This is a genomic window from Rhodoferax sp. TH121, from assembly GCF_002251855.1.
Taxonomy (GTDB): Bacteria; Pseudomonadota; Gammaproteobacteria; order Burkholderiales; family Burkholderiaceae_C; genus Allorhodoferax.
In genome coordinates this window covers 891,893-905,205 of the sequence record NZ_NOXW01000022.1, presented here as the reverse complement: position 1 = coordinate 905,205, position 13,313 = coordinate 891,893, and the positions used below count along the sequence as shown (strand labels likewise).

Sequence of the window (13,313 nt, the reverse complement as noted above, 5' to 3'; positions counted from 1 at the left end):
AATATCCACGCGCGCTACAGCCTAATAACTCTTAAATAACTCCACACTTTTCAATCGTTCAATCGCCTGCGCATTGGACCCCGAAAAACACAAGGCCGCCGCTTCGCGCACGGGCAGCCACTGGTACGCCGTGTGTTCGCGCGGACTCAGGGTGACCGGCGTGTCAAGCGGCACTTCAAGGCCAAACACCCGCTCGGTGTTGTGCGTCACGCCCGGCGCATAGCGGTGCGCCCATCGCGGGTAGATCGCATAGACATTTTCCAAAAGCCAGTCCTGCAACTGCGCTGCCAGCGCCCCACCTGGGCGGCAGTCTATGCCGGTCTCTTCCCAGACCTCGCGTGCAGCGGTGACCGCCCAGGCCTCATCGGTGGCGTCCTTGGACCCGGTGACCGACTGCCAGAACTCTTCTTGCGTATCCGCACGGCGCAACAGCAACACATCGCGCGCGGGTGTGTAGATCACCACCAGCACCGATTGCGGAATCTTGTAGGGCTTGGGCATAAAAAAGGGCGCCCATTGAGCGCCCTTTCATTGTGCCCCAGCCTTGCCGGCTGGCGCGTGCTTACGCGGCCTTGGCAGCGTCCGGGTTGCGCAAACGGATGTGCAGCTCGCGCAGCTGCTTCTCGTCCACCGGGCTGGGCGCTTGCGTGAGCAAGCACTGGGCGCGCTGGGTCTTGGGGAAGGCGATCACGTCGCGGATGGACTCGGCGCCCGTCATCAATGTGACGATACGGTCCAGACCGAAGGCCAGGCCACCGTGCGGGGGCGCGCCGTACTGCAGCGCGTCCAGCAGGAAGCCGAACTTGAGTTGGGCTTCTTCGGGCGTGATCTTGAGCGCATCGAACACCTTTTGCTGCACGTCGGCGCGGTGGATACGGACGGAACCGCCACCCATTTCCCAACCGTTCAAGACCATGTCGTAGCCTTGCGAAATGCACTTCTCGGGCGCGGACACCATCCAGTCTTCGTGGCCGGCCTTGGGCGCGGTGAAGGGGTGATGCACGGCGGTGTAACGTTGGCTTTCCTCGTCGAATTCGAACATGGGGAAATCCACCACCCACAGCGGCTTCCAGCCACCGGTGAACAAGCCGTTTTTCTTGCCAAACTCGCTGTGGCCGATCTTGATGCGCAGGGCACCAATCGCGTCGTTGACGATCTTTTCCTTGTCGGCACCGAAGAAGATCAGGTCGCCATCTTGCGCACCGGTACGCTCCAACACCGCAGCCAGAGCCGCGTCGTGGATGTTTTTGACGATGGGGCTTTGCAGACCGTCACGGCCCTTCGCCAGTTCGTTGACGCGGATGTAGGCCAGACCCTTGGCGCCATAGATCTTGACGAACTCGGTGTAGGCATCGATTTCGCCACGGCTGATGCCGCCGACTTCCTTCGAACCACCAGGGACACGCAAGGCCACCACGCGACCGCCCTTCATGGTGGCAGCACCGGAGAAGACCTTGAAGTCCACATCCTTCATCACGTCGGTCAGTTCGGCAAACTGCAAGTTCACGCGCAAGTCGGGCTTGTCGGAACCGTACAAGCGCGCTGCGTCCTGGTAGGTCATGACCGGGAATTCGCCCAGGTCCACACCAATAGTGTTCTTGAACACCGTGGTGATCATGCCCTGGAACATGTCACGGATGTCTTCTTCGGTCAGGAAGGAAGTTTCGATATCGATCTGGGTGAACTCAGGCTGGCGGTCAGCGCGCAGGTCTTCGTCACGGAAGCACTTGGTGATTTGGTAGTAGCGATCGAATCCGGCCACCATCAGCAGCTGTTTGAACAGCTGGGGCGACTGGGGCAAGGCGAAGAACTGGCCATCATGCACGCGGCTGGGCACCAGGTAGTCACGCGCACCTTCGGGCGTGCTCTTGGTGAGCATCGGGGTTTCGATATCTACGAAGCCATTGGCATCCAAAAACTTGCGCACTTCCATGGACACGCGGTAGCGCAACATCAGGTTGTTCTGCATGTAGGGGCGGCGCAGGTCCAGTACGCGGTGCGTCAGGCGGGTGGTTTCGGACAGGTTCTCGTCATCGATCTGGAACGGAGGCGTGACCGAGGCGTTGAGCACGGTCAGCTCATGGCACAGCACTTCAATCTGGCCGCTTTTGAGCTTGTCATTGGTCGTGCCTTCGGGACGCGCACGCACCAGGCCCTTGATTTGCACGCAAAACTCATTGCGGATGTCTTCAGCAATCTTGAACATATCGGCACGGTCAGGATCGCACACCACCTGCACATACCCTTCGCGGTCACGCACGTCGACAAAAATCACGCCACCGTGGTCACGGCGGCGGTTCACCCAGCCGCACAGGGTTACGGTTTGGCCCAACAGGGCTTCGGTCACAAGACCGCAATAGTGGGAGCGCATGGCCATAGCTTGCTTTCAGTTCGCCGCCTTGTGGGCGGCGGGTTGGTAATAGGTTATTGGGAGGAAGACGCTTGGGGCGCTGACGCAAGTGGCGCGACCGCCCCCATGGAAATCACGTAGGTCAGCGCTTCGTCCACGCTCATCTCCAGCTCGATTACATCCGCCTTGGGCAGCATCAGGAAGAAGCCGCTGGTCGGGTTGGGGGTGGTAGGCACGTAGACACTGACAAACTCGCCATTCAGATGGCTCTGCACTTCACCGCTGGGCGTACCCGTCTGGAAGGCAATGGTCCAGCTGCCCGCACGCGGGTACTGGATCAGCAAGGCCGTGCGAAACGCATTGCCATTGCTGGAAAACAGCGTGTCAGACACCTTCTTGACGCTGTTGTAGATGGACTTGACGATGGGTATATTGGTAAACAGGCGGTCCCACTGCTTGACCCACCAGCGGCCGGCCACGTTGGACACCAGAGCACCGGTGATCAACATGGCGGCAAACACCAGCAGCACGCCGAGACCGGGAATGTTGTGCAGGCGCTCAATGTGCGGGCCCATGGATTCGGGCGTGACGGCAGCAACGCCGGCCAAAAACCCACCAAACACGGCGTCCAGCAGACCCACCAACCACAGCAACACCCAGATGGTGATGGCCAGGGGGAGCCAGACCATCAGGCCGGTGAGCAGGTATTTTTTAATGGGCACGGTATTTCCAGTTCGCAGAAGTAGGTCAGGAGCTTGTGGTGCTGGCGGCTGGGGCAGCAGGCGCTGTATCCACAGGCTTGGCTGCAGTGTTTTCGCCGGCAGCCGGGCTGCTCGACTCGCTCGCGGCCGGAGCCACGGCTGTGGACGGCGCGGAGCCGCCCTTGAAATCGGTCACGTACCAGCCGGAACCTTTGAGCTGAAAGCCCGCAGCAGTCACCTGCTTTTTGAACGTGGGCTTGGCGCAAGTGGGGCAATCTTGCAGCGGGGCATCGGAGATTTTCTGCAATACGTCCTTGGCAAACCCGCAGGACTCGCATTTATAGGCGTAGATGGGCATGGAAGTAAGGCTCTGGCATCAAGTTGCAAAGCCCTCAATTATAAGTGGCGGTCAGAAAACCCCAACCCGAACCACAATCTGCATGACCACCATGCCCAGCGCGAAACCGATGACCGCCGCTACCAGCGTTTGCAGCAGGCGGTTGGTCCGTTTTTGCTCCACCAGCAGTTCCCGCACCAACTGGCTGTTGTCACTGCCCCGCTGTTGCAGGAACTGGTGCAACAAAGCCGGCAGTTCGGGCAACAGTTTGGCGTAGCGCGGCGCCTGGGCCTTGAGTTCGCGGATCAGTTTTTGGGGGCCCACCTGCTCCAGCATCCATTGCTCCAGAAACGGCTTAGCCGTGGCCCACAGGTCCAGATCGGGGTCCAGGTCGCGGCCCAGCCCCTCGATGTTGAGCAAGGTCTTTTGCAGCAGCACCAGCTGTGGCTGGATTTCCACCTGGAAGCGGCGCGAGGTCTGGAACAGGCGCATCAGCACCAGCCCCAACGAAATTTCCTTGAGCGGACGGTCAAAGTAGGGCTCGCAGACCGCGCGCACCGCAGCCTCCAGCTCGTCCACCCGGGTGCTGGCAGGCACCCAGCCCGACTCGATGTGCAGCTCGGCCACCCGCTTGTAGTCACGCCGGAAGAACGCCACGAAGTTCTGCGCCAGGTACTCCTTGTCCACCTCGGTCAAGGTGCCCACGATGCCAAAATCCAGCGAGATGTAGCGACCAAAGGTCTCCGGCGCCAGGCTGACCTGGATGTTGCCCGGGTGCATATCAGCGTGGAAAAAACCATCCCGAAACACCTGGGTGAAAAACAAGGTCACCCCATCGCGCGCCAGCTTCGGAATGTCCACGCCCGCGGCGCGCAAACGGTCCACCTGGCTGATGGGCACACCGTGCATGCGCTCCATCACCAAGACTTCGGTGCTGCACAGGTCCCACCACATCTCGGGGATGAGGACGAGGCCCAGACCCTCCATGTTGCGGCGCAGCTGGGCGGCGCTGGCCGCTTCGCGCACCAAGTCCAGTTCGTCATGCAGGTACTTATCGAACTCCGCAACCACCTCGCGCGGCTTCAGGCGCTTGCCATCAGCCGACAGGCCTTCCACCCAGCCGGCCATCATGCGCATCAGGCTCAGGTCCTTGTCGATCACGCCCAGCATGCCGGGGCGCAGCACCTTGACGGCAACCTCACGCGGCTGGCCCTTGCGGTCGCGCAGCACGGCAAAGTGCACCTGCGCAATCGATGCGCTGGCCACCGGGGTGTGATCGAACGAATCAAAGAGCTCGGCCAGGGGTTTGCCCAGGGCGCGTTCGATGGTGGCAACCGCCACCTCGGAAGGAAACGGCGGCACGCGATCCTGCAGCTTGGCCAGCTCGTTGGCAATGTCCAGCGGCAGCAAATCGCGCCGGGTAGACAGCACCTGTCCAAATTTCACAAAGATCGGACCGAGGCGCTCCAGCGCCTCACGCAGGCGCTGCCCGCGCGGTGCGTCCAGTTTGCGCCCTAGCGATACAAGGCGCGCCAGCAGGCGCAGCCAAGGCTTCTGGAAACTGGTAAGCACCAACTCGTCCAGCCCATAACGCAAGGCCACCCAGACGATAAAAACCCCGCGGCCCAGCCGTGTCATGCGGCAGTGCCAGAGGCCGTGTCAGCCGACGCGGTGCGCTTGCCAACAAACTGCTGCAGGGCTTGGGCCAAGGTGCGCCCGGTCTGCATCAACAAGTGGGCCGGTGCATCGCCGAGGATGCGGGACAAGTCTTCCTCCACATCCCAGCGCACATGGTCGGCCAGCCAGTTGATTTCAGCCGCCAGCTGCACATCACCTTCGATGCGCACCTTGGGTTTTTCACCTTGCATCAGGGCCTGGGCAATCGCAAACAGAGATTCTTCCAAGATGGCCAAGGTCAGGTCAGGCCGCGCATCCGGGGCTGCCAGGTCCAACAGGCCTGCCGGAGTAGCCTGCACCTTGAACGTGAACTGCTGCCATTGGCTCACAACGACCTTGCCCTTCTGGCGTGCTAGGCGCTCCATGGCTTGCGGTTCCTGCTGGAGCACGTGGTTGAGCAAGAGCACCACACGGCGGTGGCTTTCTTCCACCATCCAGGCAGGGGGAGCGGGTGGCGTGGGGAGGGCCTTCAAAAAGCCCTCGAACATAGAAAAAGGGGACTGTGTTGCCATAGTCCCCTGATTATCAGGCACGCTCTCGCGCTGCTATCGGATTATTGCAGCGCCTGCACGCCAGCAACCAACCAGCCGCTCGCACCGGTCTTGGCTTTGGTCATGTTCCAGACTTCGCGGAAGGGGCTGGGGCCCGCCGAAGCTTCTTCGCGGATCATGCCGGAGAACTCGACACTGGCCATGTACTCGTCGGGCAGCTCTTCGATGCCCAACAGTCGGGCTTCGATCATCACCACGTCGGTCATGTTGGGGCCGCTGCCAGTGTGGGTTTCACGCTCGGCCAACTGGGCCTGGATTTCCTTCAGCATGCCGTCCGTCATCATGGCGCGCAGAGCCGGAATATCGGAGCGATCCCAGGCCGCCTGCAGGGTCACGAAATTGGTCTTGGCGGCCTTGAGGAAGCCTTCGCTGTCAAAACCGGCGGGCACACCCCAGGTCTGCGAACCCATCAGCGCGGAGCCGATCATCGAGCCTCCTTGAGGCTGCTGTGGCGCTTCAAACGCCATGCTGCTGCGCTCCCAGGGGCGGGCCGACGCGTCGTTGCCTACGTTTTCTGCGCGGTAGGGCTTGGCCACAGTCACCGGCGCCTGGCCTGCACCAGCACCCTGAAAAGCAAAAGGCGAGCTGGAGGCGGCTGCCTGCTTGCGGCTACGCATGAACCAGCCCACCGCCATCATGACCACCATGGCCAGCAACGCAAACATCAGGATGTTGCCAAAGGCTTCTCCCAGGCCCAGCGAATTGGCCAACCACGCCAAGCCCAGGCCCGCAGCCAGACCACCCAGCATGGCGCCCCAAGGGCGCTTGGGCGCTGCAGCGGCAGGCGCTGCGGGCGCGGGTTTGGCTGCTGCATTGTTGACGTTCTGTGTCGGGGCCGCCGGTGCTGCGGGCGCAGCGTCGCGTTGCGTCACGTTGCTGGATTGCTTGCCCAGTGACTTGCCGCCGCCCAGCCGTTTGGCGGCCTCTGCGTTGATGCCCGAGAGGGACAAAACCAAGGCCAAACCCAAAGCCCAGAATTTCATGATTGCTCCAAAATTAGTGATCTCAGCACTTGATTCCAACATGCAATGCGGCAATACCGCCAGTCAAGTTGTGATAGTCCACATGGCCAAAGCCCACTTTGTGCATCATGGTCTTTAGCTCTTGTTGGCCGGGATGCATGCGGATCGACTCCGCCAGGTAGCGGTAACTGGCGTCATCTCCGGCGATCAGCTTGCCCAAACGCGGCAAGACCTTGAAAGAGTACCAGTCGTAAACCTTCTCCAGAGGCGGCGCGACCTTGGAAAACTCCAGCACCAACAGCTTGCCACCGGGCTTCAAGACCCGTTGCATTTCTGCCAACGCCACATCTTTGTGGGTCATGTTGCGCAAGCCGAAAGCGACGCTCACCACATTGAAATAGTTGTCTGGGAACGGCAGTTTCTCAGCATCACACACCATGGTGGGCAAAATGACACCGGCATCCAGCAGCCGGTTACGGCCTGTCGAGAGCATGGCTTCGTTGATATCGGTGTGCACCACCTGGCCGGTTTTGCCCACTTTTTTGGAAAACGCCATGGCCAAATCACCAGTACCACCCGCAATATCCAGCGCCCTGTCCCCCTCTTTGAGGTTGGCCACCAGCACGGTGTAGGCCTTCCAGGCGCGGTGCAGACCCGCCGACATCAGGTCGTTCATCAGGTCGTACTTGGGGGCCACGGAGTCGAACACGCCGCGCACATGGCGGGCTTTTTCGGCCTCATCGACCGACGTAAAGCCAAAATGGGTTGTTGTCATAATTTTATACAAAAACAGGGCCTAGCCCTTATGAAATATGCGTAAGCAGCTACCAAAATCATAGCAGACTAGTGGCTGGCACAGCTGTGGCCGCCTTTGGCCGGCATGGGCGCGTCGCGCTCGGCACCCGCAGCTTGCAATTTATCTGCGTATTCCTCCCAAAGCCGCGCTTCTTGGGAACCCAAAAAGTAGAGGTAATCCCAGGAATAAATGCCGGTGTCATGCCCATCCGAGAAACGCGGCTGCACAGCATAGTTACCGACTGGATCCAGCGCCACCAGCTCGATGTCACGCTTGCCGGTTTGCAGCGTCTCTTGGCCGGGACCGTGGCCCTGCACCTCGGCCGAGGGCGAGTAGACACGCATCAGCTCGAAGGGAATGCGGAAACGCGCGCCATCCGAAAACCCCACCTCCAGCACCCGGCTCTGGCCGTGCACCGTGAGATCGGTGGGGGTAGGTGCGCCTGCGCTCAGTCCTGCCATGGAAGCCCCTTAGACCAGAACACGCTCAATGCCGCCAGCATTGGCGGTCTGCACGTACTCGGGCAGCCAGTCTTTGCCCAAAATCTGGTTGGCCATCTCGACCACGATGTAGTCGGCTTCGAGCAGGCCGTTGTTCAGGTCATTGCCGTAGCGGTTCAGACCCTGCAGGCAGCTGGGGCAGCTGGTCAGGATCTTCACATTGGCATCTGCGGCCACTGCACCCGAGGCCCGCAGCGTGGCCTCGCCCTTGCGAATTTCTTCTTCCTTGCGGAAGCGCACCTGTGTCGAGATATCGGGACGCGTGACTCCCAACGTGCCCGACTCGCCGCAGCAGCGATCGCTCTTGAGCACCTGGTCACCGACCAGGGCCTTGACCGTCTTCATCGGATCGCCCAACTTCATGGGGTTATGACATGGCTCGTGGTAGAGGAATCCACCCTGACCCGATGGCAGGGTAATGCCTTTTTCAAGCAGGAATTCGTGGATGTCGATGATGCGGCAGCCCGGGAAAATCTTGTCGAACTCGTAGCCCTGCAACTGGTCGTAACAGGTGCCACAGGAGACCACTACTGTCTTGATGTCCAGGTAGTTCAGCGTGTTGGCCACACGGTGAAACAGCACCCGGTTGTCGGTGATCATCTTCTCGGCCTTGTCGAACTGGCCTGAGCCACGCTGCGGGTAGCCGCAGCACAGGTAGCCCGGCGGCAACACCGTCTGCACACCGGCATGCCAGAGCATGGCTTGGGTGGCCAGGCCCACCTGGCTAAACAGGCGCTCCGAGCCGCAGCCGGGGAAGTAGAACACCGCCTCGGTCTCGGCCGTGGTGGCCTGCGGGTTTCGGATGATGGGCACGTAATCCGCATCTTCAATATCCAGCAGCGCTCGGGCCGTCTTCTTGGGCAAGCCACCTGGCATCTTCTTGTTGATGAAGTGGATCACCTGCTCCTTGATGGGCGCGGTGCCCACCGTGGCAGGTGGCTTGGCGGTCTGCTTCTTGGCGGCCAAGCGCAGCACCTGGTTGGCCAAGCGCTGGGCCTTGAAGCCCACACCCACCATGGCCGTGCGCATCAGCTTGATGGTCTCGGGATTGGTGGCGTTCAGGAAGAACATGGCCGCGGCGTTGCCGGGACGGAAGGACTTCTGCCCCATCTTGCGCAGCAGGTTGCGCATGTTCATAGTCACATCGCCAAAGTCGATCTTCACCGGACAGGGCGACTCACACCGGTGGCAGACAGTACAGTGGTCGGCCACGTCTTCAAACTCTTCCCAGTGCTTGACGCTAATGCCGCGGCGGGTCTGCTCCTCATAAAGGAAAGCCTCGACCAGCAGCGAGGTCGCCAGGATCTTGTTGCGCGGGCTGTAGAGCAGATTGGCACGCGGCACGTGGGTACTGCATACCGGCTTGCACTTGCCGCAGCGCAAGCAGTCCTTCACCGAGTCGGCGATGGCGCCAATATCGCTCTGCTGCATGATCAGCGACTCGTGACCCATGAGGCCGAAAGACGGCGTGTAGGCGTTGGTCAGGTCGGCGTAAATGGTCGAGCCGTCTGCAGTCAAATGCGGTGCAAAGCCTTGTCCGTCCTGCGCGGGCAGCTCCTGATTGCGTAGCAGTTTGCCTTTGTTAAAGCGCCCCTCCGGGTCCACCTTGGCCTTGTAGGCGATGAAGGGGGCCAGCTCGGCTTCGCTCAAAAACTCCAGCTTGGTGATGCCGATGCCGTGCTCGCCGGAGATCACACCGTCCAGGCTACGCGCCAGCGCCATGATGCGTTTGACCGCGCCGTGAGCGGACTGCAGCATCTCGTAGTCGTCGCTGTTGACCGGAATATTGGTGTGCACGTTGCCGTCGCCGGCGTGCATGTGCAGTGCCACCCAGACACGGCCCTTGAGCACGCGCTTGTGGATGGCCGTGCATTCCTTCAGGATGGCTTCGAAAGCCGCACCCGTGAAGATGGACTGCAGCGGCGTGCGCAGCTGGGTCTTCCAGCTGGCGCGCAGGCTGTGGTCCTGCAGCTGGGGGAACAGGGTCTGAACGCCATCCAACCAGCCTTGCCATTGGCCACGCACCTCGGCCACCAGCTCCAGCGCTTGCGCCACACGATCCTCCAGCAGCTCCGCGCTGGGGATGTCGTTGGCGTCGTCGGTCTTGCCCAAGGGCAGGTCGCTGCGCTCGAAGAACTCGGTCAGTGCGTCGCACAGGGCCAGCTTGTTCTGCAGGCTCAGCTCGATGTTGATGCGCTCGATGCCATCGGTGTACTCGGCCATGCGGGGCAAGGGGATGACCACGTCTTCATTGATCTTGAAGGCGTTGGTGTGCTTGGAAATCGCTGCCGTGCGCTTGCGGTCCAGCCAGAATTTCTTGCGTGCCTCGGCGCTCACGGCTACAAAGCCCTCGCCGCTGCGGCTGTTGGCCAGGCGAATCACCTCGCTGGTCACCCGCGCCACGTCGTCGGCATCGTTGCCGGCAATATCGCCAATCAGCACCATCTTCGGAAAGCCGCCGCGCTTGCTCTTGGTCGCATAGCCCACAGCCTTGAGGTAACGGTCGTCCAGATGCTCCAGGCCGGCCAGCAGCACGCCACTGCGCTTTTGCTCGGCAAACATGAAGTCCTTGATGTCCACGATGCTGGGCACGGCGTCCTTGGCATTGCCGAAGAACTCCAGACACACGGTGCGCGTGTGGCCCGGCATCTTGTGCACTACCCAGCGCGCGCTGGTGATCAGGCCGTCGGTGCCCTCTTTCTGGATACCAGGCAAGCCGCTCAGGAACTTGTCGGTCACGTCCTTGCCCAAGCCTTCCTTGCGGAAGGTCGCGCCCGGAATGTCCAGGCGCTCGGTGCGGATCGGCGTCTTGCCATCTGCCTTGTAGTACTGCAGCTCGAAGCTGGCCACGTCCACGTCATGGATCTTGCCCATGTTGTGGTTGATGCGGGTCACTTCCAGCCACTCGGCCTGCGGTGTCACCATGCGCCAGCTGGCCAGGTTGTCCAGTGCCGTGCCCCACAGCACGGCCTTCTTGCCACCAGCGTTCATGGCGATGTTGCCGCCAATGCACGAGGCCTCGGCAGACGTCGGGTCCACCGCAAACACATAACCACCGCGTTCGGCCGCATCGGCCACACGCTGCGTCACCACACCAGCCTCGCTCCAGACGGTGGCCACATCGCGGTCCATGCCGGGCAGGCGTTTCATCTCCACCTCGGTCATGGCTTCGAGCTTCTCGGTGTTGATGACCGCGCTCTTCCAAGTCAGCGGAATGGCACCGCCCGTGTAGCCGGTACCGCCCCCGCGCGGGATGATGGTCAGGCCCAAGTCGATACAGCCCTTCACCAAGCCGGCCATCTCTTCTTCGGAATCGGGGCACAGCACCACAAAGGGATATTCCACGCGCCAGTCGGTGGCGTCAGTCACGTGGCTCACCCGGCTGAGGCCGTCAAACTTGACGTTGTCTTTGGCAGTGAGTTTGTAGAGAAGCTTCTGCGTCTTCTTGCGCAGGGAGCCTACTTCGACAAAGGCTGCGTCAAAAGTTTTGACCGCCGCGCGGGCCGCCACCAGCAACTGGCCGACCATGGCGTCACGCTCGGGGTCGGTCTGCGGGGTACGGCGCTTTTCCACCTCGGCCAGACGGTGGTTCAGCGCATCGACCAACTGGCTGCGGCGCTTGGGGTTGTCCAGCAGGTCGTCCTGCAGGTAGGGGTTGCGTTGCACCACCCAGACATCGCCCAGCACTTCGTAGAGCATGCGGGCGGAGCGACCCGTTTGGCGCTCGCCCCGCAGTTGGTTCAACAACTCCCAGCTGTGAGACCCCAGCAGTCGAATCACGATCTCACGGTCAGAAAACGACGTGTAGTTGTAGGGAATTTCGCGGATGCGTTCTTGCACGTGCGCGCCAGGGTTGGCGGCGCTGAGAAGGTGATTGAGCGAGGTGGGGGCGTTCATCAGGGTCGGTGGTAGCTGCCAAGAGGCACAAAAAGGCCTTTTTTTGGTAGGCCTTAGATGGTAACGCACCCTCTAATCACGGACTTTTCTAGTGGAAACCCCTGACCAAATGGTCAGAAGAGCTGGCGTTTAATACATTTGACACAAATCTGTCACGCTGCTCACCTAGCATCGCGCCATTCTTTTCAGGAGTCCTCTTATGTCGCACACCCCTCTCACCCGCAGAGCAATGGCCATCGCCGCTATCACAGCGGCTGCCTTCTCGATTGCCTCCCCCGCCCAAGCGCAAACCGACATCCAGTGGTGGCACTCCATGACCGCGGTCAACGGCGAATGGGTCAACGATTTGGCCAAGGAATTCAACGCCAGCCAGAAGGAATACCGCGTCCTGCCTACGTTCAAGGGCACGTACGATGAATCCATGACGGCTGCCGTGGCGGCCTTCCGCGCAGGCAATGCCCCCCATATCCTGCAGGTGTTTGAAGTGGGCACCGCCACCATGATGGCCAGCAAGGGCGCCGTGGTCCCGGTGGGCAAAGTCATGACGGACGCGGGCTACAAGTTCGATCCCAAGGTCTACATTCCTGCCGTGGCGGGTTACTACACGGCACCTAGTGGCCAGATGTTGAGCTTTCCCTTCAACAGCTCCACGACCGTCTTTTATTACAACAAGGACGCCTTCAAAGCCGCCGGACTGGATGCAGAAAAAGCCCCCGCCACCTGGGCCGAAGTCGCGCTGGCTGCCGCCAAGCTCAAAGCCAGCGGTCACAAATGCCCCATCTCCATCGCCTGGCAAGGCTGGACCCAGCTGGAGAGCTTCTCCGCCTGGCACAACGTGGAGTTCGCGAGCAAACAAAATGGCCTGGCAGGCATGGATGCCCGCCTGAAGATCAACTCGCCCCTGCACGTGCGCCACATTGAAAACTTGGCCAACATGGCTAAACAAGGCCTGTTTGTGTACAAGGGCCGCGGCAACGTGCCAGAAGCCAGCTTTGTCTCGGGCGAGTGCGCCATGATGACGACTTCGAGCGGCTTTTACGGCAACGTCAAGAAGAATGCGAAGTTTGCCTTCGGCTTGGCACCTCTACCCCACTACCAAGACGTTCCCGGCGCCCCGCAAAACACCGTCATTGGTGGCGCCAGCCTTTGGGTCATGTCAGGCAAAAAAGCCGAAGAGTACAAAGGTATTGCCAAGTTCTTTGACTTCCTGTCCAAGCCCGAAGTGCAGTCCGCCAGCCACAAGCGCACAGGTTACCTGCCCATCACGACCGCCGCTTTCAAGCTGACCGAAGACTCCGGCTTCTACAAGCAAAACCCTGGTACCGATGTGGCCGTGACGCAAATGGTACGCAAGGTGACGGACAAATCCCGCGGTATTCGCCTGGGCAACTACGTGCAGATCCGTGCCATTGAGGACGAAGAACTCGAACAAGTGTGGGCTGGCAAAAAGTCGGCCAAGGAAGCACTTGACTCCATCGTGACACGTGGCGATGAGCTGTTGGCCCGTTTCGAAAAAGCGAACAAGTAAACTCCAGCTTCTTC

At 60.8% G+C, this 13,313-nt stretch carries 11 protein-coding genes; 1 reads left to right on the top strand and 10 read right to left on the bottom strand.

Annotation, left to right across the window (positions count from 1 at the left end; all coding sequences use genetic code 11):
* Positions 1 to 21 precede the first annotated feature (21 nt).
* From nudB to CHU94_RS18600, 10 genes are all read right to left on the bottom strand, one after another.
* Complete coding sequence (gene nudB, locus CHU94_RS18645) at positions 22 to 501, bottom strand: dihydroneopterin triphosphate diphosphatase (RefSeq protein WP_094482624.1); 480 nt, start codon at positions 499 to 501, stop codon at positions 22 to 24.
* A gap of 61 nt (positions 502 to 562) precedes the next feature.
* Positions 563 to 2,377 carry an aspartate--tRNA ligase gene (gene aspS / locus CHU94_RS18640; protein ID WP_094482622.1) on the bottom strand — a complete coding sequence of 605 codons (1,815 nt, stop codon included), beginning with the start codon at positions 2,375 to 2,377 and terminating at the stop codon, positions 563 to 565.
* A 47-nt stretch (positions 2,378 to 2,424) separates the two neighbouring features.
* Positions 2,425 to 3,066 carry a DUF502 domain-containing protein gene (locus tag CHU94_RS18635; RefSeq protein WP_176452102.1) on the bottom strand — a complete coding sequence of 214 codons (642 nt, stop codon included), beginning with the start codon at positions 3,064 to 3,066 and terminating at the stop codon, positions 2,425 to 2,427.
* Between the two features lie 31 nt (positions 3,067 to 3,097).
* Entirely contained in the window at positions 3,098 to 3,409 is a 312-nt protein-coding gene (locus CHU94_RS18630) for an FmdB family zinc ribbon protein (RefSeq protein ID WP_094482620.1), read from the bottom strand.
* Positions 3,410 to 3,460: 51 nt separating this feature from the next.
* Positions 3,461 to 5,026 carry a ubiquinone biosynthesis regulatory protein kinase UbiB gene (ubiB, locus tag CHU94_RS18625; protein WP_094482618.1) on the bottom strand — a complete coding sequence of 522 codons (1,566 nt, stop codon included), beginning with the start codon at positions 5,024 to 5,026 and terminating at the stop codon, positions 3,461 to 3,463.
* Positions 5,023 to 5,577 carry an SCP2 domain-containing protein gene (locus tag CHU94_RS18620; RefSeq protein ID WP_094482616.1) on the bottom strand — a complete coding sequence of 185 codons (555 nt, stop codon included), beginning with the start codon at positions 5,575 to 5,577 and terminating at the stop codon, positions 5,023 to 5,025. Before CHU94_RS18620 ends, ubiB begins: the two co-directional genes overlap by 4 nt.
* Positions 5,578 to 5,618: 41 nt before the next feature.
* Positions 5,619 to 6,599 (bottom strand): Tim44 domain-containing protein, encoded by a 981-nt coding sequence (locus CHU94_RS18615; RefSeq protein ID WP_176452091.1) that lies wholly within the window; start codon positions 6,597 to 6,599, stop codon positions 5,619 to 5,621.
* A gap of 22 nt (positions 6,600 to 6,621) precedes the next feature.
* Complete coding sequence (gene ubiE, locus CHU94_RS18610; protein ID WP_094482615.1) at positions 6,622 to 7,353, bottom strand: bifunctional demethylmenaquinone methyltransferase/2-methoxy-6-polyprenyl-1,4-benzoquinol methylase UbiE; 732 nt, start codon at positions 7,351 to 7,353, stop codon at positions 6,622 to 6,624.
* A gap of 68 nt (positions 7,354 to 7,421) precedes the next feature.
* Positions 7,422 to 7,835, bottom strand: a complete 414-nt coding sequence (locus CHU94_RS18605; protein ID WP_094482613.1) for a gamma-butyrobetaine hydroxylase-like domain-containing protein — start codon at positions 7,833 to 7,835, stop codon at positions 7,422 to 7,424.
* A gap of 9 nt (positions 7,836 to 7,844) precedes the next feature.
* Positions 7,845 to 11,771, bottom strand: coding sequence for a DUF3683 domain-containing protein (locus CHU94_RS18600; RefSeq protein ID WP_094482610.1), 3,927 nt, complete (start codon positions 11,769 to 11,771; stop codon positions 7,845 to 7,847).
* A gap of 199 nt (positions 11,772 to 11,970) precedes the next feature.
* Between CHU94_RS18600 and ugpB the strand changes: the two genes are divergently transcribed.
* Positions 11,971 to 13,299 (top strand): sn-glycerol-3-phosphate ABC transporter substrate-binding protein UgpB, encoded by a 1,329-nt coding sequence (ugpB, locus tag CHU94_RS18595; protein WP_094482608.1) that lies wholly within the window; start codon positions 11,971 to 11,973, stop codon positions 13,297 to 13,299.
* Positions 13,300 to 13,313 lie beyond the last annotated feature (14 nt).

Bases quoted from the DNA above. Each gene is read 5' to 3' on its own strand.
- CHU94_RS18620 (WP_094482616.1), bottom strand. From the start codon at position 5,577: ATGGCAACACAGTCCCCTTTTTCTATGTTCGAGGGCTTTTTGAAGGCC.
- CHU94_RS18630 (WP_094482620.1), bottom strand. From the start codon at position 3,409: ATGCCCATCTACGCCTATAAATGCGAGTCCTGCGGGTTTGCCAAGGAC.
- ubiE (WP_094482615.1), bottom strand. From the start codon at position 7,353: ATGACAACAACCCATTTTGGCTTTACGTCGGTCGATGAGGCCGAAAAA.
- nudB (WP_094482624.1), bottom strand. From the start codon at position 501: ATGCCCAAGCCCTACAAGATTCCGCAATCGGTGCTGGTGGTGATCTAC.
- CHU94_RS18615 (WP_176452091.1), bottom strand. From the start codon at position 6,599: ATGAAATTCTGGGCTTTGGGTTTGGCCTTGGTTTTGTCCCTCTCGGGC.
- aspS (WP_094482622.1), bottom strand. From the start codon at position 2,377: ATGGCCATGCGCTCCCACTATTGCGGTCTTGTGACCGAAGCCCTGTTG.
- ugpB (WP_094482608.1), top strand. From the start codon at position 11,971: ATGTCGCACACCCCTCTCACCCGCAGAGCAATGGCCATCGCCGCTATC.
- CHU94_RS18600 (WP_094482610.1), bottom strand. From the start codon at position 11,771: ATGAACGCCCCCACCTCGCTCAATCACCTTCTCAGCGCCGCCAACCCT.
- ubiB (WP_094482618.1), bottom strand. From the start codon at position 5,026: ATGACACGGCTGGGCCGCGGGGTTTTTATCGTCTGGGTGGCCTTGCGT.
- CHU94_RS18605 (WP_094482613.1), bottom strand. From the start codon at position 7,835: ATGGCAGGACTGAGCGCAGGCGCACCTACCCCCACCGATCTCACGGTG.